Below are 21,560 nucleotides of genomic sequence, written 5' to 3'. Positions count from 1 at the left end.
ACTATTCAGCGCCAAACAGGTGAGCAATCTTCAGGTTCAAAGCTGGTCGAACGCGTTCGTATTCCGTTACTAAAAGCGCAACCATCGTGTCGGCCAGCTTAGTGTCCCCGCTATGTGCTGCCGATTCGATGCGTTGTGCTGCATCTGAGACTGCCAGGGCGCCGACATTAGCACTAGAGGATTTTAGTGTGTGTGCCGCTTGGCTCAGTAGATTAGTTTCGTGCCTTGTGGCGCTTTCCTGCAGCTGCGTGATCAGTTTAGGTGCGTCCTTCAAAAACAGATAAATGATGTGATCCATGTCTTTACCGGCGATTTTTTTCAGTTCCGCGAGCAGTTCATGATCGAGTACCGATAGGTCAGTGGTGGTATGGTCCTTATCCGGTGCTGTAACCGTTTGCATCACCGATGCGGTTGCGGATTTAGGTTCGACAATGGGGGATACACCCTTTATTGCAGAGCTGGAAAGAACTTCAGTGCCTGGAGTCAGGGTCCTTAAGGTGATCGGAGCGGGAGAGAGCCAGCGGTGCAGGCAGGCTTCGATTTCCTTGTGCGAGATAGGTTTTGACAGATATTCATCCATACCTGCTTCCAGACAGCGTTCGCGATCACCAGTCATGGCCTTAGCGGTCATTGCCACGATTGGTAGACGTGGACCCTGCGGGTTCTCCTGATCACGCCAGCAGCGAGTCGCTGCATAGCCATCAAGCACTGGCATTTGGCAATCCATGAATACAAGGTCGTAGTGAATATGTTGCATGCTTTGCAGGGCAGCTTTACCGTGCACAGCACTATCTGGTTGGTAGCCAAGCATGATCAAGATTTTCTGTGCCACTGCTAGGTTTACTGGATTGTCTTCCACCAACAAGATGCGTGCCTCACGGCGTTTTAATGGTACCGATATGTCGTTAGCTATAGTTGTGTCAGGTTGGGCGCGCTCGTCTGGACTAAGCGCTGCCAGCAGGGCGACATCTGGTGCTAGACGCGACACTTGCTCACTGTGTGAAAGCAATTCCTCACTCATGGGCTCTTCACCATGGAGCCAGACCATCCGAGGCAACTTTTCCTGTTTGGCACGTTGTACTACGCGATGTAGCGCACACTGAGGTGGTCACCAATGACCACGTCGAAGCGTAGCAGCGCGTTGGCTTGACGTAGCTGTTCCATGGATTCCTGTGTTGTTTCAGTTACAACCACATCCATGTTGTGTGTTTTCAGAAGTTGGTACACGCGTTGACTGAGGTGTGAATCGCTGCAGACCAGCAGCACACGCTGACCTGTATTGGTATGGGGGTTTAATTCACCAGCTACCTTCAGCAGTGGGATTTCGAACCATAACGTGGAGCCGACGTCAAGTTGTGATTCTATCCCGATTCGCCCACTCATTAGATCAATAATACGTTTACAGATTGCTAAGCCCAAACCAGTGCCGCCATACAGGCGCGTGGTTGAAGCATCAGCTTGGCTGAACGAAGAGAACAGCCGTGCTTGCTGTTCGGAAGAAATACCGATACCAGTATCGTGTACTTCGAAACGCAGCAGGTGCTGGGTGCGGTTTTCGCCAAGTCGGCGCAACTTTATGTCAACGCGGCCGCGTTCGGTGAACTTGATGGCGTTGCCGATCAGGTTGCTAAGCACTTGACGCAACCGCACCTGATCGCCGCGTACTAACAGGCGGACTGTGGGATCGATCGACAGTTCGAGTGCGAGACGCTTGCTCTCGGAGACGTGTTGCATCAGCAGCGTCACACCTTCGAGTAACTCACGCAAGTTGAACGTGGTGATTTCCAATTCAAGTTTTTTTGCTTCCAACTTAGAATAGTCCAAGATGTCGTCGACGATACGCAGCAGTTGCAGCGAGCTTTCAGTTGCGGTTTGCAACAAATCGCGTTGTTCGCGTTTGAGCTCGCTTTTAGCAATTAGTTCTAGGATCGGAATGATGCCATTGAGTGCGGTACGGATCTCGTGGCTCATCGTGGCCAAGAACTCGCTCTTAGCCAACACTGACGCTTCTGCAATTTGTTTGGCCATCACTAACTCTTGCTTGAGTTTGCCATGCTGGTCTAGCTCCTGTTGCAGGCGATCACACTCAGCTTCTGCATGTTTTGCGTGTGATGAGTAAGTCATCAGAGCTATGTATAGATGGTTAAGCCTGCGGGTGACGAGCAATATCGTGCCAAGCAGGAGAATAGTAACGATGATGCCGAAAACAAACCGAGGTAATGCAGCGTAGGCATCAGCTAAACAATAAATTGCGATGCTTGTTGTGATTGCAGTGACTGTTGCTGTGGTTAGGCAGCTCCAAGTGCAGTTCTGCGGGCCCTGAGTCACCCTCAGAGCACCGTGTCGTGAAAGTTGAAGTTAAGCTCTTTGCTGACGTTCTGGAACAGATTACCTTGTATCAAGTCGACCCCGTTCATCCACATCACCGTAGCGGCTTGTGCGTCTTCGATACATTGACCAATGACATGCGTGTTGTGTTGATGAGCTTGTTCAATCAGCATGCGTAGCTCTTTTTGCCGCTCTGGGTGGTTGTGCGTGTCCCCAAAATGCTGAGATAGGCGCACAAAGTTGAGTGGTAACTCGCCAAGCAAAGCAGTGGCTTCTGAGTTGGCTTCGAATTGGCTTAGACAGAACTGTACGTTGTGTTCCAGTAGTCGTTTACAGAACTGCTGGAGGCGTATGGTGTGGATGACTGCGTCTTCCAAACGCACATCGATCACCAGCCCGGTACCATTGACATTGCGGTCCTGTAGATTTTTGATGAGTCGGTCGGCGAAACTTTCATGTATTAGTGTGCGTACAGATTGCGAGACAAAAAGCCTCAACTGTTGATTGGTGTCTTGGTGCAGTTTCAGTATGTCCAATGTTTGTTCCATTACTTGCTCATCCAGCGCCATGATGCGGCCTACTGCCTCCGCAGCAGGGACCACCAGAGCAGCTGACAGCAAGCTGCCGTCGGCCTTACGCAAACGCAGCAGTACTTGGTATTGCGCAGTATCACTTCCAGCCACTGCGACTATCGGTTGGTAAGCCAATTCCAACTGACCATCAAGTAAAGCCAGGTGTGCGGCATTCTCTGCTGCTTGCGGTGGTACGTAGGCGTATATCCCTTCGCTTTTTTGGCGTGCTTGTAGGGTGGCACGTTCCACACCTTCCACTGCACTGCCAGCGTCCTTGAAGCCTTGGTTCAGTCCGGCGTAGCCGATTGCACTGCGTAGATGTACTAATTCGTCGTCCTGTATTGGCAGTGGCAGCGTGGCCAGATGCTGACGTAGGTGTACGGCCAGAGCTTGATGTTCGGTTGATGCTAAGTCTGTGGCTAGCAGCAGGAAGCTATGATCACTGATGCGTGCGAGTGAGTAGGGATGTGCTCCTTGCATCAAATGGTATTCAACTTGATTCATCAATCGCTCGAAAGCAATGTAACCATAGTGCTCGCGTAGATTCAGTGCGCCGCTCACTTCGATAAAAAACAAGCCACCTTGTGCACCATTGCTAAGAGCTACGTCTAACTGCTCCATGATATGTGCACGAGTTGGAAGCCAGGTGACTGGGGTATTTTGAACAGTTATCTGGATATCGGCCTCTCGTGTGTTTTGTTGGCGGAGCCTGTGGATCCGATTGGAGACTGCGGCAATTAGGTGGCGAGGTTGGATTGGTTTAATTAAAAAATCGTCGGCACCGCTATCAAGTACTTCAAACTGCTTTTCCGGATCTGGATCGCCGCTCAAAAACACTATCGGTAATAGATGTTGACCTGGTTGCTTGCGTATCAGTGTGGTCAGACTGATACCATCCAGTTCCGGCATGTTCAAATCCATCAAGATCAAGTCTGGGCGGTAGTCTTTGATCACTTTTAGCACCTCAGATGCAGACAGCTCGACCTGAGCATGTATGCCAGCGCCTTGCAGCACACTTTTTGCGAACAGTGCCTGTGAACGGTCGTCTTCAACGATCAAGATGCGGTACGGAGTATCGTGGGTGGTCACGTTGTCATACACCTTAATAAATTGGTGGTGAGTTGCGCGTATTTCTTGTATGCATGACAACTCGGGATTCTCAGTGGTCCTGTAGTGTGGGTTTCATTGGCATAGCATGGGGTGTAAGACATCCCTCAGGGCGATGGAAACCATGTTTTTTGGGTTCATAGCCACTCACTCTAGATTGAAATCATTATCTGATTTTTTTCTCGCTATTTTACTTGCTGCGATGTATATAGGTTGCCACAGACCGGCCAAGAACGTGTCTGTCATCCATTTGGAGTAGTAACATGCGTGGTGGTCATCGACTATCTTTGTATATTTTCAACCCTGCATTGCTCAGAGCTTTTAAGTATATATGCTGAGTAACACTGCGGCCGCAACACCATAGTTATCCATGTTTGAGCGAAGTAATGTCAGTCGCTGCTTGGCTTAGGCAAGGTGCTTATTGATGAAAATTGACTAATCTTTATCTTCAGTGCATGTCTGATCATGCCAGGAAATATATAATGAATCGGATATTATGAATAATATTTGTTAAGAAAAACTCATTAATTAATGTATTTTTTATTGATAAGTGTTAATTGGGAAACTCTGAGGCATACTTTGAAGTCATTGCTCAGGAGTTAAGGCTAACTTGAATCTACCTAGGGCCAACAGCAATTTCATGATCAAGTTTTTATTGTTGTTAGTGTAGGCCTGATGGTCAGGGGTAATCTCAAAGTGGTACTCAACTTATAGCGTGGATTGTTTTCAGTGCTGTCATGTTTTGATCCAGTGAGTGATCTAGGTATCTAACACGATAATATCTCCTCCAATGGATGTCTCGCTTCATATTGTGTGTTTAATCTGGAAGGGCATTAGCTTGAGATATTTCGCCATAGTGTTGGTATGTGTTGGCTTAAACTGGGTACCCGAGTTTCCTCAGATATGGACCGCAGATGCAGCGACCAATCTTTCATCGTACGTTATCCGTCGTTTCGTCTCAGCGCAGCAGCATGTTTTTGCGTTGGATCCTATTGGCGGTGTTTTGGCTGGTTTCATTAGCCTTGACATGGTGGATGGCTAGCCATTCGGTCGTACCGCATCTGGCTGAGACCGAAGCACAGCTGCGCCAATCACACCAGACTCAAGCTTCTCAGGCGCACCAGATCCAAAGATTGCAGCAGCGTCAGATCAATCTCGAGATATCAGATCAGATCAGCCGTGCAGCGAATGTTGATGTCCAATCGTTGCTTACAGAACGGGACGAACAAATTGCTGCATTGCGTGCTGATGTGGCGTTTTACGAGCGGCTTGTTGGTGCCACTGCGCAGCGCAAGGGCCTGAATACACATTCGATTGAATTTATGCGCAAGCCCAGCGGGGTTTGGGTTTATAATGTAGTGCTGACACAGAATCTCAATCGTGGTGCAATAAGCCAGGGTCAGTTGCGCTTCTCGGTAGAGGGCGTGCGTGCGGGTAAACTGACCACGGTAAGCTGGAACGATTTGCATCAGAAAACCGATGTCCCGGGACAATCTTATTCATTCCGTTACTTCCAGCAGTTGCAGGGCAGTGTGATGTTGCCTCTGGATTTCACGCCACAGCGTGTAAAAATATCGCTTATTGGCCAAGGAATGTCTGTTACACAAACTTTCAATTGGAAGCTTGCCGCTAGCAGCATTGGAGAATAGTATGTTTAGAAGTAAGTCCAACCGTAGTGATCGTAATGTCGTCGATACTTTGATTGGGCCGCAGGTAGTGATCAATGGCGATATCAGCTTCAGCGGTGTGTTATATGTGGAAGGGCATATCTTTGGTAAGGTAATTGCCGAGGAGGGTGTATCGGCAACATTGGTCGTTGCTGAGCAGGGTCGGATTGATGGTGAAGTGCGCGCGCCGGTGATTGTGATCAACGGTAAGCTTGACGGCGATGTGTATGCGGCTGACCGAGTCGAGCTTGCTGCTAACGCATGTGTGCATGGCAATGTGCATTACCAAGTTGTAGAGATGCGTGTTGGTGCGCAGTTGACTGGCCGCCTGATACATACTAACAATCAGGCGGCGTTGCCACCTCCAGATGAATCGTTGCCAACGCTGCAATTGGAGACCTCTGTTGCTGGTGCTTGATTCGCTATTCCTCTGACCTCATGTTGCCCATATATGATTACGCTCGTTTCTCTGCCCACCGCACCGTCAGTGCCCGACTATCAGTCGCTGGAGCGTCCGTTGAATTTCACTATGGCCGCTGCAGCCAAAGTGCGTGAACTGATCCAGGAAGAGAACAACGCTGATTTGGCCTTGCGTGTTTACATTGAGGGTGGGGGGTGTTCTGGCTTCCAGTACGGTTTTGAGTTTGACGAGAACCGTGTTGATGATGATTTAGTGTTGGAGACAGATGGTGTTGTGTTGCTGGTTGATCCGCTCAGCCTGCAGTATCTATTAGGCGCAGAGGTCGACTACACTGAGAGCCTCACTGGTGCCAAGTTTGTGATTCGCAATCCCAATGCTAAGACCACTTGTGGTTGTGGTAGCAGTTTCAGTGTTTAAATTGTGTGGCTATTTTGTTCAGAGGTGCTTTGCCGCCTATTTTCATCCTAAGCGCCCTATATGTTGAATAGCTGTTGAGGATCGTATTAGCTCGTTGTCCGAGTATGGCTGGGATCATGGTTTGTTTTTTTGTTGCAGCTAGGACTTAATGTACATGCTGATCAAGACGGCGCCTCCATCAATACACAATGTTGGTAACTACTACTAGGGTATGGTGCCAACTCCGGCAGGCAGGCTTGCCGCCCTTCTTCACGGGTGGATACTGCGTTTGCATTAAATTCTTCTCCCTGAAGCCGTACAGCCACCTTTGGGGATACTTCTGCAGGTGAATGGTGTCGCGTTTGTGCTTGATGCATCCATCAATTTGCCTCATTCATTTCCGTTGATATGTTTGGCATAACGTTGGAATGTCAATTGAATTTTGATGAGCTGATTGATGCGTTGAAGGAGATTACGTTCTTCTCAGCGACATCATTTGGTAACTCATGTCATCCAGAATCATTCATAAGGATGCGGTATAGCCCACTATCTCGTATTTCTGAAAGATCATCATTGCATGCTTTGACGATGTCCTAACTTCATTGCTACTCATCTACAAACACCCTGCTCATCTCTGTGATCATGCTCTTTCTGCTGTCGTCCCTTGCTGCCCAGGCTGACACGGTGCTTACCTCTGTTGCTGCTGACGTGCAGCAGCTTGGTGTAGTTTCGGTCATCGGACGGTGAGAAACCCGCCAGATGCAACCTATCATCCGGTAGGACTGACCAATATTGCCTGCAGGTACTCGCATTCAAAAATTGCTAGGATGCATGCCGGGTGTAAACGTTCAGTCCAACGACGCATTCGGCGCTCATGAAGAATCGCAGAAGATCACGTTACGTAGTTTCAACGGTACATGCTTGGGTTACACATTCGACGGTTTGCCTTTTGGGGACAATGTTTATGGTAACTACAACGGTTTGAACATCAGGCGCGCGTTGATTTCTAGAAACTTCGCCAGCGTGGAGTTGACTTTTGGTATTGGTAGCCTGGGCACTGCTTCGACCAGCAATCTGGGCGGCACTATTCAGTATTACTCCGGCGATCCTGCTCGGGAATTTGGTGGTCGTGTCGCTCATACCCTGGGTTCAGACACCAATCGTTGGTGAGCACAATGGCTTTTCCGCCTCTTTGTCCGGCATCGACGTTACTGCCGACATGTGAGCTAGGCCGTATTCGCCAACCACGACGCGCTAGTTCAATAGCAAAGCGGCATATCAGTTCGATAGTGACAAGCTCACTGCATGTATGAATATCTCACGGGACCTATGCTTATTTGTCCAAGAGCGGTTTGGAACGCGGTTTGGATTGGAATTCGAACTTGTACGCACCTGACTGGAACCGTGCATTAGCCGCGGCGTATTGCGGGAAAACAACTGACGACGCCAGTCGTTGTGCCTATAGTGACGGTGTTGATTGTGAACACAATCAGCACCGCGTCGAGCGCAATTTCTATTGGATCGATCACCCAATAAACGATGATCTCTTTACTCAGCAACCCAGATTGCCCTCTGTTCTCGCAGGACTATGTCATCATCACCAAACAAGCCTATGTCCAGGGTAACTTCAGGTTGCTGGATGAGCGTTTGAACTTGGATGTAGGCGTTAAAAGTCCCTACACCAAGATGACCGTGCGAGAGACCCCGTGGATTCCTGTGGAGTCACTGATGGCAAATGGGGAGTTGAAGGCCGGTCAGCCGTTTCTACCACAAGTTGGTTTGAGCTACCGCTATGACTTGCTTTTACAACGTTCGCTCGGTGACCAGCCGCGGTACTGAGCTGACCTTCTTGTGGAAACTTAGCGAACATCTGCAATTGCAATGGTACAGCTCCGCTTTTTTCAACCGCTCGACTTACGATGACGACTACGTGCAGAGCGATTTAGTAGTACCGACTTCGGGTAAAACCACGGTAGACGTACTTCAACGTATCTTGGTTAGTGAGATTGCGTGGACATGAAGTGGCTGGAATGCAAATCTCCGTGCTAAATGCACTGGCCAGTGCGGTGGCTTCTCCACCTTCGAAGCTGATGTTGGTTACAACCTCGGTCAGATTGCCTTGTTGCAGCCGACCAAACTCAGCTTCAACGTGACTCCCCTGCCCAACAAGCGCTACGCCGCAGACCTGAGCAATTTCACCAACAGCGATCTGCAGGGCAGGGTGATGGCCTGCTACCCCAGATGTTTCTGACATTGGACGGGAAGTTTTAATGTGAAACTCAGTTTTGTTCGCATTCCAGAACACCTGTCCTTGCTCCTACGTGCATTCGAAGCAATGTGAGGAAAGGGAATGACCGTCCCCATTCAAAATGGGGCTGATACTGCAGATGCACGTAAAAACCTTCTTCCAAATGGGTACTGGAAACCAGCCTACTCTGAAGTCCCAATAGAACCTGAGAGTGATGCTATGACGATACAACGCCTGCTGATATGCATGATCTTGCTCGGACTGCACGTGCCAGTTTTGGCCGAAGCTCCGTTGATGTCCAAGCCTCAGGTGTTCGCTCACCGCGGTGCCAGCGCATTGCGGCCTGAGCACACACTGGCGTCCTATGTTAAGGCGATCGCGGATGGTGCCGATTTTGTCCAACCTGATCTTGTTTCGAGTAAGGATGGTGTGCTGGTGGTACGTGACGAGAATGAGATAGGCGATACCACGGATGTTGCTGCGCATCTAGAGTTTGCTGCACGCGAGAAGGTGAAGACGATTGACGGTAAGCGTGGGCACGGTTGGTTTACTGAGGACTTTACCTTGGCCGAGCTGAGGACACTGCGCGCGTGTGAACCTCTGCTGCAGTGACGCGGCACGCACTGGGATGGTCAATTCCAGATCGTCATGCTGTATGAGATCATTGATGTTGTTGCCGCACAGGCAGCTATGCTCGGACGCACGATCGGTATCATCTCGGAAATCAAACATTCGAGCTATTTCCGAAGCTTGGGACTGGCGATGGAAGACCAAGGTGTTGGCTGCACTCCGATCGCACGCATACACCCGTACCGTGCCGGTGGTGATTCAGTCATTTGAGAGCAGTCATTTGCGCTATCTACGCGGGCGGATTGGACACAATAGCAACATCCTTTTGCTGCAGTTGCTTGACAAGCTGGATATGGCGCTACCTGACCTGGCAGAGCCGGACAAAGGGCGTCGTTACCGCGATTTGCTCACCCCAGCCGGGTTCCGTGAGGTGGCCCATTATGCGGACGTCATTGGCCCTGAAGTGCGGATGGTTGTGGCACGTGATGCGAATAACCGGTTGGCCCAGCCGACGGGACTTGTGCAGGCTGCGCATGCAGCCGGGTTACAAGTGCATGTAGATACGTTCCGTCCGGAGAATAGCTTTCTCCCATCCGATCTGAGCGATGGTGGTGCTTTAAATCAGCGTAATGAGGCTGAGGCGATTGCCGAGATACGACGCTATCTCGACCGCAGGTGTCTATGCCTGCTTCACGGACGATCCGGCATTGGGGCGGCGTGCGGTGGATGGACGGTAGCAGCAATGCGCTGCGTGCGTGAGGCGGATTTATGTTGAACGGGAGTGGCTTGCGAGTGTGTGCGCCATCTGATCGGATGACCGACATGAGATACCAGTTCAACGACTATTCTGGAGAGTGGCAGTGTGATCTCTTCCTCCAGTGGAGGAGATGAAGTTGTAGCGCAGGCCGCGATCGAACGTGCTTAGTATGAAAGCAGCAACCATGTCACCTGGACAGTGTCACACTGTGTTCCAGTACGCTCCAATAGCGATCATTCTATTGACCGTTCAGTCAATACCAGTGTCATGCAGTCACCCATCATCATCATGCCGTAAGCGATCGATTGGGCAACGAAGTCGCAGTGCGCTTGTGCAGTAGTCCGAGGATGAACCTCAAAGTCGTGAGAATATCCCTTGTGTTGTGGGAATGATGGCTGGGTGCATCAAGTCACCACGCAGCCAAGCTAGTCGTCCAGGGATTGCAGCGTGGCAAGCACCGCCGTGTGTGGATGTCTGCTACAGCCAAGTAGGCTGAGGGTCAGTAACACCGCTGTATTGGTGCCCAGATGTTGCAATGCACGGTGTGGCAACGATGTAGTGGGTGGTTTGCTCCGGTTGGTGTTTTCCAGCGGTGATATTCGTTAGTTCATGTGTTTGTATTGCAGGCGTACTGACTGAAGAAGATGGCTTGCTATCTGTTTACGTCCCCGGTTGTTTAGAGACTGCTTGTTGTGCGAACAAGTCAGAAGGGTGAGTACGTTGCTGAGTGATGCAGTACGGAAGCATGTCAAAGGAGGCGTGTTTGCCCAGATAGACGACTTGTGTCCAATGATCGTCAGTTACCGCTGCTGCTTTCGGGCGATGTGATCGATGGTCCGCGCAGAGCTTCGATGGTACGACGTGCCGATGGAATTCGGTTCCTGGCACATCGTGTACAGGCGTTTTCCCAGATGACATGCAACAATGTTGGGCCGCGTTTCGCCTTTAGGATGGTTGGCCAGAGAGAAGTCCAACATATGCTGATCAATTGAACGATCGTGCGTGCGCATCAGCGCATATAGCGTGTGCCTCAAAAACAGCAGGCCACAAGCATTCAGACGTTTCCGATGTGGTTGCAGTCCAAGGCTGTCTCTTGGTGGTGAATGTTTTGGACAAATCCTTGCTGTGGATTGTTACTTCAGGACTAGTCCAGGACATCTGCTCATACAAAGGAAAATGCGGTATCAGTGCTGCTTCAGTCGTATCAAGGATGTTCGTCCAGCTTTCACGCGAGACGAAAAATGCGTCAAGGCGATTTTGGGTGTGTCTCACTTGCGTGTGCGTTTGGAGCATGGGTGAAAATGCAAACACAGCCTAGTAGCACAACACCGCGTTTCGTTCGAAGTTGCATGTCTCCAGCACGTGTGACTGATGATGATGTTTGCTTTGTTGGGGGCAGACTGGAGAGAGCAGTATCGATCATGCCTAAGATTGTCCGATCGAAACATTGGCTTGGTTGCCAAGGGGGGTGGCCATACGGCTGAAACGCCCCGTTGACCGGAGCTGAGATCAGCGTTGTGTCGGCTTAGGCGGGTGTATCAAGCTCAGTGCGATAGTCATGGCTAGGATCGCTATGACTATCCCAAGCGAGCCCAGCACTGGAATCTTGTACAGGTCGATGATCACCATCTTGATACCGATAAACATTAGGATCACTGCTAACCCGTACGGTAATAGGTGGAAGCGATCGGCCATCCCAGCTAACAGGAAGAACATGGCACGCAGGCCCAACACGGCGAACACATTGGAGGTGAGCACAATGAATGGATCGGTGGTGATCGCGAAGATGGCCGGAATGCTGTCCACGGCGAAGATCACGTCGATCACTGCGATCAGCATCATGACTACGAACAATGGCGTGAACCAGCGTTTGCCGTCACGCATCACGCTCAGCGCATTGCCCGCATATTCCGGATGCAGGCGCAGGTGGCTGCGCATCCAGCGCAGTGCAGGATTGGTTTCCAGGTCCGGTTCTTTGCCGGCGGAAAACCACATTTTTATCCCGGTCAGCAGCAGAAATAGGCCGAACATGTACAACAGCCAGTGAAACTGAGTCAGCAGCAGCGAGCCTGCAAAAATCATCAGTGCACGCAGCACGATTGCGCCGAGCACACCGATGATCAGCACACGTTGGCGTTGTTCCTCCGGGACAGCGAAATAGGTCATTACCATCAAAAACACGAAAATATTGTCGACCGCTAGTGACTTCTCGACCAAATAGCCGGTGAGGAACTCAAGGCCAATTCGGTTGGCGATGGTTGGACCGGCAGTGCCTTGCAAGTACCACCACAGTCCGACATTGAACAGCAGTGCGAGCAACACCCAGCCGATGCTCCACCAAGTGGCTTCCTTGAAAGTGACTTTGTGTGCTCCGCCGTGGCGCATCAGAATCAGATCGACCAACAGAGCGGCGATCACAATGACTGCGAATCCGCTCCACAACCAGAGGTTGCCAATGGTTTGCATATAAGTGTCCGGTGAAATGAAAAAGGTCTTGAAGTCGCTAGGGCGCAGGACTTATATACAGGAGCTCGTTGTACTCCGGGTGCAGAGCTTCGCCTGCGCGGCGAAGCTCTTGCTCGCAGCTGGCTCGGCCAACTGCCGCTGCACTGGGGCCGTCGCTGATGGCAGGGGCCCGTACTGACGGTGACAACGTGTAGGAGCTACTCCCCTTCTAACCGCGATTCTGCGGGTCGAGCACAAGCACGTCAACCGAGCGGAATAACTACAATACGCCAATGTCTACTGATCTCCCTGTTATCCGTCTCAAGAATGCCTGGCGTTCCAGCCATCCGTGGCTCTTCCAAAAGCTGCTGGAAAAGCCTTCCGTCCGTCTGAAACCCGGCAGTATCGTCGACGTGGTCGGTGTTGATGGGGAATGGATTGGGCGTGGTTTCTACAATGGCCATTCGCGCATTGCGGTACGTATTTTGGAAACCCGTCAGGATGTGGTGGTAGATGAAGCCTGGTTCGTGCATAGGATTGCCGAGGCCGTTGGGCTACGCCGCGAGGTGCTGCAGCTAGAAGCGGTGTCCGATGCTTGGCGTGTGGTACACAGCGAGGGTGACGGTCTGTCCGGTTTAGTCGTGGACCGTTATGGTGACTTGTTGGTCGTGCAATTCTTCGCGGCTGGTATGTTCCGTCATCGGGAGTGGATCTACACAGCGTTACGCCAGCAGTTCCCAGGGGCCCACTTCCACAGCTTCGCTGACGAACACGTCCAGAAGCAGGAGAGCTTCGATCTTCACCACACTATTGATACTGAATCGGTGGTCATCACCGAGCATGGCGTGAAGTTCCGTGTTGACCCGATTGGTGCACATAAGACCGGCTTTTTTGCGGACCAGCGTGAAAACCGTCAGTGGTTGAGCCAGCATGTTGCAGGAAAGACGGTCTTGGACCTGTGCTGCAATACCGGAGGATTTGCGGTCTATGCTGCTTTACGCGGTGCTGCGGATGTAGTGGCGGTGGACATCGACCAGGACGTGATTCAGATCGCCAAGGGCAATGCTAGGCTCAACGGGGTCTGCCCGAAATTTTTGCAGGCCGACATCTTTCCGTACCTGCGTGATGCGGCGGTACGTGGAGACCAATACGACGTGGTGATCCTCGATCCAGCCAAGATGACTCGCGACCGTGATCAGATCATCAACGCACTGAAGAAATATCTGGACATGAATAAGTTGGCGCTGGGCGTGGTCAAAACGGGCGGCCTGTTTGCCACGTTTTCCTGCACTGGCTTGATTAGCGAAGAGCAGTTCTTGGACATGCTGCGCCGCGCGGCATTCTATTCCGGCCGTACCATCCAAATTCTCAAAGTGGCTGGCGCTGGTCCGGATCACCCGTTCATGGCGCATGTACAGGAATCGCGTTACCTCAAGGCGGTGTTCTGCCGCGTTCTGGATTGAAGAGCAACTCGAAAGGTTTTTCTGTGAAGATATTTCCTCCGGAAGCAGCACCAGCCAAGCCAGTATCATCCACAGCGCTTGCAGCTTCCTTCTTGCTTAGCGTCATGACGTCCACCATGAAGGAATCTAGGCGATTCGGCAGTACGCCCATACCCACCAACATCTTCAACCCTCGTGTGAGCGGCAGTGCTTGCATCCAGAAGGTGATGTGCTCATCCTGGTGAATGTTTGGTCACTGAGGCGTGTCGGCGCTTGCAGCTTTCGATAGGCGGCTGGCGTGGCGGCCATAGACCAGGTACAGGCACAGTCCCAGCACGTTCCAGAGCAGAAAAAGCGACCGGGTCATGTTCGGCAGACTCCAGAACAGGTACAAACAGCCAGCGATTGCGACGGGCCCGACGACCCAAGCCAGCGGTGTACGGAATGTGCGGGTGCGCTGTGGTTCACGTACCCGCAGCACAAGCATGCATGAAGCCACTGCGATGAACGCGGCCAGCGTGCCCGCGTTAGCCAGCGCGGCGATTTCGTCCAGACGCACCAGCCCTGCCAGCGTTGCCACGAGTGATGCGGTGAACAGCGTCGTTGCTATCGGCGTTCCTGTACGTGCATTCACTGTGGACAGTCCGTGTGGGAGCAACCCGTCGCGAGACATCACGAACAAGATGCGGCTTTGCCCGTATAAAAAGGCCAGCAGCACCGTTGGTAAGGCGATGATCGCAGCCGCTCCGATGAACTTGGCGGTGTTGCCCTGGTCAAGTTGCCGCAGGATCAGCGCCAATGGTTCAGGACTGGGGCCAAACACGGTGTAGTGCATTGCGCCGACTGCAGCCAGTGCGACTAATACGTAAATCAAAGTACAGCCGATCATCGAGCCGACGATGCCGATTGACAGGTCGCGGCTTGGGTTCTTGGTTTCCTCGGCTGCCGTGGAGATCGCGTCGAAACCATAGAAGGCAAAAAAAATGATGGCTGCAGCGGCCATGACCCCGCGTTCTACCCCTCCGGCGTCGCTTGACTTGGAAAAGCCATAGGGCATGAACGGTTGCAGATTGGCCGTATCGAAATGGGGTAGCGCGATCACGACGAACACAGCGAGCGCAATAATCTTCACCACCACCAGAACCGCGTTGAGTGTGGTGCTTTCTTTTGTGCCGACGATGAGCAGTCCAGCCACAATACAGGTGATCATCACCGCTGGAAGATTGATGATGCCGCCGGCATATGGTCCGGCGGTGAGCGCGAGTGGCATGTCGATGCCTATGCCCTTGAGGAAGCCAGTCAGGTAACCGGACCATCCCACGGCCACCGTGCTGACCACCAGTGAGTATTCCAATATGAGGCTCCACCCCACTACCCAGGCGATTCCTTCCCCGAGAGCCACATAGCTGTAGGTATAGGTGCTCCCTGCGGCTGGCATCATGGTTGCCATCTCGGCATATGCCAGTGCTGCGCAGGCGCAGATGATGCCAGCGATGACGAACGAGAGAAGTACGGCTGGCCCGGCTTTTTCGGCGCCTACCCCGATCAAGGTGTAGATGCCAGTGCCAACGATCGCACCAATGCCCAGTGCGATCAGATGTGGCCAGCTCAGTGTAGGGATCAGTCGCCGCCCTGCTTCATGCACGGTGATCAGATCGATGGGCTTGCGCTGTAGAAACGATGGCAACAATGACATGACGCGCCTCAGTGACTCTGTGAGTGAAGAGAAGCACACGCATCTGACGCATGTGGTGTCATCAAGTGTCTCATTAAATAAGGGTGAATCAGTTCAGCCTCAGCCTGTGAGTCCTGTTGCAAGCGTGGATGGTCACGATTCAATGCCCTTCTTGTCTCAGAACTTTGAATGAGTGGTTGTCCGCCCATCACGTTCTGATATCAACCCCTGAGTTGGGTCAGGGACAACGTGATTGTGTGAGGGTGAAGCGTGGATGCAATGACAGTCAACACGTTTCTTGTTTGCATGGAGGAGGGTGTGACTGCCCGTATGGAGTGCTTCAACATTGCTTGCCACATGGGCGATTGGGGGAGGGATGGACTCTTTGCATCAATCCTCTTGACGTACTTTGCGTGTTGGGCCTATTGTGCGCGGCATTTAAAATTCTCCGACGGCACTACTTCTAGTCTAGTCGATCTCGGTGCAGTGCCTGAGCCGACGGACTGCTTGATTCCACGTTGATGACGTCTGTTCCGGACCGAGGCTCCACGGACGGCGCAAGCAGCGGTTTCTCTTTTTCATTTTGCCTGTACTGATCGCTGGATCTCCTAAAGAAGCAAAGGTCTTGCCGATGTTGTTTTCGTCCTCGAAGATCGCGGATGTCACTCAAACTTCATACGCTATTGCGGCTGCTTTGAGGTGTTGTATCGGTTGCCGTACTTTGGGTTGAGGCTGCCTGCGTGCCGTTCTTCCCGTCCATGGAAATCAGGAGGTTCCGCATGGTGTTTGTTTCTCGAGACCGCCCTGTTCATCCTGCCGTAGCTTCGTTGCTGCGTGCGCAGTTGCTACCCAACGTCTATGACCTGGTGGCGCTGGCGTTGATGTTGGCCCTGGGGATTGCTCTAGTCCAGGGTGCCGAAGGCGCGCGCGCGCCGCTGAGCGCGTTGCCCATGGAAGCGGTGTCGTTGGATCCAGCACACCTGCCTGAGTATGGTTTGCGCACCACATTGCGCATGTTTGCAGCGATGGCGGCCTCACTGGTGTTTACCTTTGTGGTTGCAACGTTGGCCGCCAAGAGTCAGCGTGCTGAACGGATGATTGTGCCAGCCTTGGATGTGTTGCAGTCGGTGCCGGTGTTGGGGTTTCTGACATTTACCGTGACGTTCTTTCTCGGGCTATTTCCGGGCAGCCAACTGGGTGCCGAGTGTGCCTCGGTATTCGCGTTGTTTACCAGTCAGGCATGGAATATGGCGTTCTCGTTCTACCAGTCACTGCGCACCGTGCCACGCGATTTGCAGGAGGTCAGTCTTGGCTTTGGCTTCTCTGCCTGGTTGCGTTTCTGGAGGTTGGAGGTGCCGTTCGCGATGCCTGGGCTCATTTGGAACATGATGATGTCGATGTCGGGTGGTTGGTTCTTCGTGGTGGCGTCCGAAGCGATCACGGTGGGCGACACCACGGTGACGCTTCCAGGCATCGGTTCCTATTTAGCATTGGCGATCGCACACCAGCACTTTGGTGCAGTCGCTTGGGCGGTGGCGGCGATGGCGTTGCTCATCTTGCTTTACGACCAATTGCTATTTCGCCCGATTGTGGTTTGGGCCGATAAGTTTCGGGTTGAGCTGACGGCCGGTCGTCAGGTGCCAAGATCCTGGGTTTATGATCTGATTTGCCGTACCAGGCTGTTGAAGTGCCTGGCTGCACCCCTCACTCGGCTTTGGCAGCGTGTGCTGATGCTACGTTGGACGAAGCGCAATGGGGTGCCAGTGGTGTATGCGTCACCTCGGGTCGGTGGCGTGCGTACTGATCGATTGTGGTGTGTGGTCGTATTTGCTGTGGCCGCCGCTTGCATCTTTTTTGTATTCGATGAGATACGGCGTACCCTGGGTTGGGCTGATCTTGCGGCGGCATTGGGTGGCGGTTTAGCAACCTTGTTGAGAGTGGTCGTGTTGATCGCGTTGGCCTCGCTGATTTGGGTGCCGATTGGGGTGTGGATTGGATTGCGTCCGGTGCTCGCACAGCGGGTCCAGCCGCTGGTACAGTTTCTGGCGGCCTTTCCGGCCAACGTACTGTTCCCATTTGCGGTGGTCGCGATTGTGACCATGGGAGCGAATCCGAACATTTGGCTGTCGCCGCTGATGGTACTGGGCACCCAGTGGTACATCTTGTTCAACGTGATTGCTGGAGCGAGCGCGTTCCCGACCGACCTGCGTGAGGCTGCTCAGGTGTACCGGCTGCGTTCGTGGACTTGGTGGCGCCGGGTGATGTTGCCTGGGATCTTTCCTTATTACTTGACCGGGGCGCTGACGGCCTCAGGTGGGTCTTGGAACGCCAGTATCGTCGCCGAACTGGTTAGTTGGGGAGACCAGCATGTGAAAGCCTATGGTCTGGGTGCTTACATCGCAAGTGCAACGGCGGCTGGCGACTACCCACGCGTGCTCCTCGGCGTTGTGGTGATGTCGTTGTTCGTCACCGTTTTCAACCGCGTGTTGTGGCGTCGTTTGTTTGTCTTTGCGGAGCGCCGCCTGCGCTTGGATTGACTCTTTTTCTGCTTTCGACTGGAGTTCATCAATGAACTTGTCTGACACCCCTCAGAACAGCCCCCTGGTTAGCGTGCGCGGGGTTTGTAAGACTTACGACAAAGGCGCCGCCGCGTCGTTAGTGGTGTTAGAGAATGTCGACCTGAGCTTGCATTCGGGTGAAATTGTGGGTTTGCTTGGACGATCCGGTTCAGGTAAATCCACCTTGTTGCGAGCGATTGCTGGGCTGTTGCAGCCTACGACGGGTGAGATCGTCTACCGCGACGGTGGGCTGGATGGATTGGCGATGGTATTTCAGAGTTTTGCGTTGTTTCCATGGCTGACGGTACAGCAGAACGTGGAAGTGGGTCTTGAGGCACGCGGTGTGTTGCCGGAGGAGCGGCGCCGGCGTGCGTTGGCGGCGATTGACTTGATTGGCATGGACGGCTACGAAAACGCCTATCCGAAGGAGTTATCCGGTGGCATGCGTCAGCGTGTGGGCTTGGCGCGTGCATTGGTCGTGCATCCTAAAGTGTTGCTGATGGACGAGCCGTTCTCGGCGTTGGACGTACTGACTGCCGAGACGTTGCGTACTGATTTGCTCGACTTGTGGAGCGAGGGACGGATGCCGATTGAGTCGATCCTGATGGTGACCCATAACATCGAGGAGGCGGTGTTGATGTGTGACCGCATTATGATCTTCGGTTCCAATCCGGGGCGGGTGATTGGCGAGATTGCAGTGACTCTGCCACAGCCGCGTAACCGTCTGGATCCAGCGTTCCGTGTCCTGGTGGAGGACATCTATGCGCGTATGACAGTGCGTTCGTCCGCGCCCGCGCGTGAAGGCCATTTCCCAGGGACTGGTATCGGCATGGTGTTGCCGCAGGTGTCGTCGAACTTGTTAGCCGGTCTACTCGAAACAGTGGCAGCCGAGCCCTATCACGGTCAAGCCGACTTGCCGCCATTGGCGGCCAGTTTGCAATTGGAAATCGATGATTTGTTTCCGATCGCTGAGACTTTGCAGTTGCTGCGCTTCGCCGAGTTTGAGTCCGGTGATCTACGTCTGACTGTGGCTGGGCAACGTTTTGTTGACGGTACCACCGATGAGCGCAAGCGGTTGTTCTGTCAGCAGTTGGCGACTTATGTGCCACTTGCGGCTCACATTCGCCGTGTCCTTGATGACCGTGTCAGTCATCGAGCACCGTTGAGCCGTTTTACCGATGAGCTGGAGGATTACATGTCTGAAGGCAGTGCTACGCAGACGCTGAAGGCCGTGATCAGTTGGTCGCGTTATGCCGAATACTTTGCTTACGATGAGCAAGCAGGGTTGCTCACCCTGGAAAATCCGAGTTGAACCGAGAGAAGGTGCGGTAGTTGTAGGCGCACGTTCACCGCAATCTGTGCGTTGAGTGAGCCCGGCATCATGTGATGCATGATGTTCTGCTTGCTGTCAGAGAGTCGCCGCTAGCGTACACGCCATGTGATCTTGATGTGGCGCTACATATTGAGTGTATTGGATGCCGGTCGTTGATTGTGTCGCAGCAGATTCTGGTTACACCATGTCTTGGCTTGGATCGCTGTGATTGGTCCAGAAACCATCTGTTGAACCGGAGGAGGATGGTGCAGTCACGAGTACTTCACAGATGGAGCACTTGCTAGCTGATCGCTCCGGGACGCTGCGCTCTGTCGTCTTATGGTGAAACGACGCAGAGGTATACCGTTACACTGCCCACATGCAACCCGATTTTCTGATTCTTGGATGCCTTCTTTGTATTGTCCTGGTGCTGCAGATCTTTGTTTTGCTGCGGAGAACCGACCATGCTGCGCTCGATCATGTGTTGCGGGAGGAACAGCGCGTTGGTCGTGCTGAACTGCGTGAGCAGCTTGAGGCCCTGGATCGGCAACAGGAGGTGCGGCTGGCGAGTTTCGCACGTTCTCTCACGGACCTGTCCGCCCGTATCGATCAACGCCTGGATCAGTTGTGTGCCGCACTTGGTGACGACGCCCGTAAGGCGCGTCAAGAGGTTGGTGAGGGTCAGCAACGTTTTGCGGATGCGCTTGGCCAGCGCCTGACGGAGCTGACACAGCGCAACGCGCAGTCTATCAATGAGATGCGTACCACTTTAGAGCAGCAACTGGGTGTGCTGCGAGCTGACAATGCGCAGCAGCTCGAGCAGATACGCGTCATGGTTGATGAGAAGCTCCAGACGACTCTGAATACCCGCCTGGATTCATCGTTCAAGTTGGTTTCTGAGCGCCTGGAACAGGTGCAGCGTGGTCTTGGCGAGATGCAGCAATTGGCGACGGGTGTGGGTGATCTCAAGCGTGTGTTGACGAGCGTTAAGAGCCGTGGCACCTGGGGTGAGGTTCAGCTGGACAACATCCTCGAACAAACGCTCACTCAGGAGCAATACGCGCGTGGTGTGCGTGTGTGTCCGGATGCCAAAGAAATCGTCGATTTTGCAGTGCGCTTGCCCGGGCGTGGTCAATACGAAGCCCCGGTATGGTTGCCGGTCGATGTTAAATTCCCGCGCGAAGATTACGAACGTTTGCTCGATGCTCAGGAGCAGGGGGATCAGGAATTGGTGCGTACGATGGGGATGCAATTGGAGCGTGCGATTAAGATCCAGGCGAAGTCGATTCGTGAAAAGTACATCGTTCCACCGCACACCACCGATTTCGCGGTGATGTTCCTGCCCACCGAGGGGTTGTACGCTGAAACGATCCGCCGTCCTGGTTTGACCGATCTGTTACAACGTGAGCATCGTGTCGTGGTGGCTGGTCCGACCACGGTGACAGCGCTTCTCAACAGCTTGCAAATGGGGTTTCGCACGCTGGCGATTGAGCAGCGCTCTAGTGAGGTGTGGCGCTTACTGGGGGCGGTGAAAAGCGAGTTCGGAAAATTTGCTGGAATCCTTGAGAAAGCCGAAAAGCAAATCAGCACGGTTGGCAAGAGTCTGGGCGAGGCTGGTCGTAAGACCCGTACCATCGAGCGCCGCCTGCAGGGTGTGGAGTCGTTGTCACATGAGCAGACCCAGGTGCTGTTCGATGGCTTGGATGTGGACGAGGGTGAAAGCGACGCTGGCTCGGATGCTCCGTTCTGAATTTGTTTTCCAGTGTGGGCTGTCATGCTGCGCTTGGCGATGGTTTCGCGTGATGCTGTTGCCGGTCCTATCCATACGACATCTCATCTGACTTATTGCCATGCAACTGGCGGTCAGCTTGCGGTTCTTGGTGACGACACTGGCAAACGGTGATTGGTCTGCAACGTTGCTTCGAAGTGCGGTTTGATCTCGGAATACGGAGGTCCGTAAGCCTTGTATGGTGAAATGCGTGCGGTTGGCTTGAAGGTGCTCGGTTTCCGATTTAATGACTTTTATGAGCCGAGCAGCGAAGAAAATGAAATAGTTTTTCCG

Annotated in this window: 13 protein-coding genes and 3 pseudogenes; 9 read left to right on the top strand and 7 right to left on the bottom strand. The window is 52.9% G+C overall.

Features of this window, described 5'->3' with window-relative positions; all coding sequences use genetic code 11:
• Position 1: 1 nt before the first annotated feature.
• Positions 2–2,169, bottom strand: a pseudogene (locus tag PLS229_RS12775) (hybrid sensor histidine kinase/response regulator).
• A 161-nt stretch (positions 2,170–2,330) separates the two neighbouring features.
• On the bottom strand, positions 2,331–3,989 hold the full coding sequence (locus tag PLS229_RS09490; protein WP_051482267.1) for an EAL domain-containing protein: 1,659 nt from the start codon (positions 3,987–3,989) through the stop codon (positions 2,331–2,333).
• Positions 3,990–4,978: 989 nt separating this feature from the next.
• Here PLS229_RS09490 and PLS229_RS09485 point away from each other — a divergent pair.
• The 4 genes and pseudogenes from PLS229_RS09485 to PLS229_RS09470 form a co-directional block, all read left to right on the top strand.
• The gene (locus tag PLS229_RS09485; RefSeq protein ID WP_230428298.1) at positions 4,979–5,656 is read left to right on the top strand and encodes a DUF6776 family protein; all 678 of its coding nucleotides are present in this window, start codon (positions 4,979–4,981) and stop codon (positions 5,654–5,656) included.
• A 1-nt stretch (position 5,657) separates the two neighbouring features.
• Positions 5,658–6,092: a bactofilin family protein gene (locus tag PLS229_RS09480; RefSeq protein ID WP_038270551.1), complete on the top strand. Its 435-nt coding sequence runs from the start codon at positions 5,658–5,660 to the stop codon at positions 6,090–6,092.
• Between the two features lie 33 nt (positions 6,093–6,125).
• Positions 6,126–6,512: an iron-sulfur cluster insertion protein ErpA gene (erpA, locus tag PLS229_RS09475; protein ID WP_038270552.1), complete on the top strand. Its 387-nt coding sequence runs from the start codon at positions 6,126–6,128 to the stop codon at positions 6,510–6,512.
• A gap of 621 nt (positions 6,513–7,133) precedes the next feature.
• Positions 7,134–8,418 (top strand): annotated as a pseudogene (locus PLS229_RS09470) (TonB-dependent receptor); the annotation flags it as partial.
• Positions 8,419–8,433: 15 nt separating this feature from the next.
• Here the strand turns inward: PLS229_RS09470 and PLS229_RS12770 are convergent.
• The gene (locus PLS229_RS12770) at positions 8,434–8,745 is read right to left on the bottom strand and encodes a hypothetical protein (protein WP_425511094.1); all 312 of its coding nucleotides are present in this window, start codon (positions 8,743–8,745) and stop codon (positions 8,434–8,436) included.
• A 213-nt stretch (positions 8,746–8,958) separates the two neighbouring features.
• Between PLS229_RS12770 and PLS229_RS09465 the strand changes: the two are divergent.
• Positions 8,959–10,046: pseudogene (locus PLS229_RS09465) on the top strand (glycerophosphodiester phosphodiesterase family protein).
• A 1,529-nt stretch (positions 10,047–11,575) separates the two neighbouring features.
• On the opposite strand, the gene PLS229_RS09460 reads toward PLS229_RS09465, so the two are convergent.
• Positions 11,576–12,532 carry a TerC family protein gene (locus tag PLS229_RS09460; protein WP_038270555.1) on the bottom strand — a complete coding sequence of 319 codons (957 nt, stop codon included), beginning with the start codon at positions 12,530–12,532 and terminating at the stop codon, positions 11,576–11,578.
• Between the two features lie 272 nt (positions 12,533–12,804).
• On the opposite strand from PLS229_RS09460, the gene PLS229_RS09455 reads away from it, so the two are divergent.
• Positions 12,805–13,974 (top strand): class I SAM-dependent rRNA methyltransferase, encoded by a 1,170-nt coding sequence (locus PLS229_RS09455; RefSeq protein ID WP_038270556.1) that lies wholly within the window; start codon positions 12,805–12,807, stop codon positions 13,972–13,974.
• Here the strand turns inward: PLS229_RS09455 and PLS229_RS09450 are convergent.
• The 3 genes from PLS229_RS09450 to PLS229_RS09440 all read right to left on the bottom strand — a co-directional run bounded on the left by PLS229_RS09450 (position 13,943) and on the right by PLS229_RS09440 (position 16,294).
• Complete coding sequence (locus PLS229_RS09450; RefSeq protein ID WP_152536581.1) at positions 13,943–14,137, bottom strand: hypothetical protein; 195 nt, start codon at positions 14,135–14,137, stop codon at positions 13,943–13,945. The two genes, PLS229_RS09455 and PLS229_RS09450, sit on opposite strands and share 32 nt — an antisense overlap.
• Positions 14,138–14,206: 69 nt before the next feature.
• On the bottom strand, positions 14,207–15,640 hold the full coding sequence (locus PLS229_RS09445; protein WP_038270582.1) for an amino acid permease: 1,434 nt from the start codon (positions 15,638–15,640) through the stop codon (positions 14,207–14,209).
• Positions 15,641–16,096: 456 nt separating this feature from the next.
• Positions 16,097–16,294, bottom strand: coding sequence for a hypothetical protein (locus tag PLS229_RS09440; RefSeq protein ID WP_160165136.1), 198 nt, complete (start codon positions 16,292–16,294; stop codon positions 16,097–16,099).
• A gap of 113 nt (positions 16,295–16,407) precedes the next feature.
• On the opposite strand from PLS229_RS09440, the gene PLS229_RS09435 reads away from it, so the two are divergent.
• The 3 genes from PLS229_RS09435 (at position 16,408) to PLS229_RS09425 (ending at position 21,248) form a co-directional block, all read left to right on the top strand.
• The gene (locus PLS229_RS09435; RefSeq protein ID WP_038270558.1) at positions 16,408–18,165 is read left to right on the top strand and encodes an ABC transporter permease; all 1,758 of its coding nucleotides are present in this window, start codon (positions 16,408–16,410) and stop codon (positions 18,163–18,165) included.
• A 31-nt stretch (positions 18,166–18,196) separates the two neighbouring features.
• On the top strand, positions 18,197–19,498 hold the full coding sequence (locus PLS229_RS09430; RefSeq protein WP_038270559.1) for an ABC transporter ATP-binding protein: 1,302 nt from the start codon (positions 18,197–18,199) through the stop codon (positions 19,496–19,498).
• A 379-nt stretch (positions 19,499–19,877) separates the two neighbouring features.
• Entirely contained in the window at positions 19,878–21,248 is a 1,371-nt protein-coding gene (locus PLS229_RS09425; RefSeq protein ID WP_038270560.1) for a DNA recombination protein RmuC, read from the top strand.
• Positions 21,249–21,560: the final 312 nt, after the last annotated feature.

Origin of the sequence: Xylella taiwanensis (genome assembly GCF_013177435.1) — a bacterium.
GTDB classification, from domain to species: Bacteria; Pseudomonadota; Gammaproteobacteria; order Xanthomonadales; family Xanthomonadaceae; genus Xylella; species Xylella taiwanensis.
This window is presented reverse-complemented; position numbering and strand designations above follow the sequence as displayed.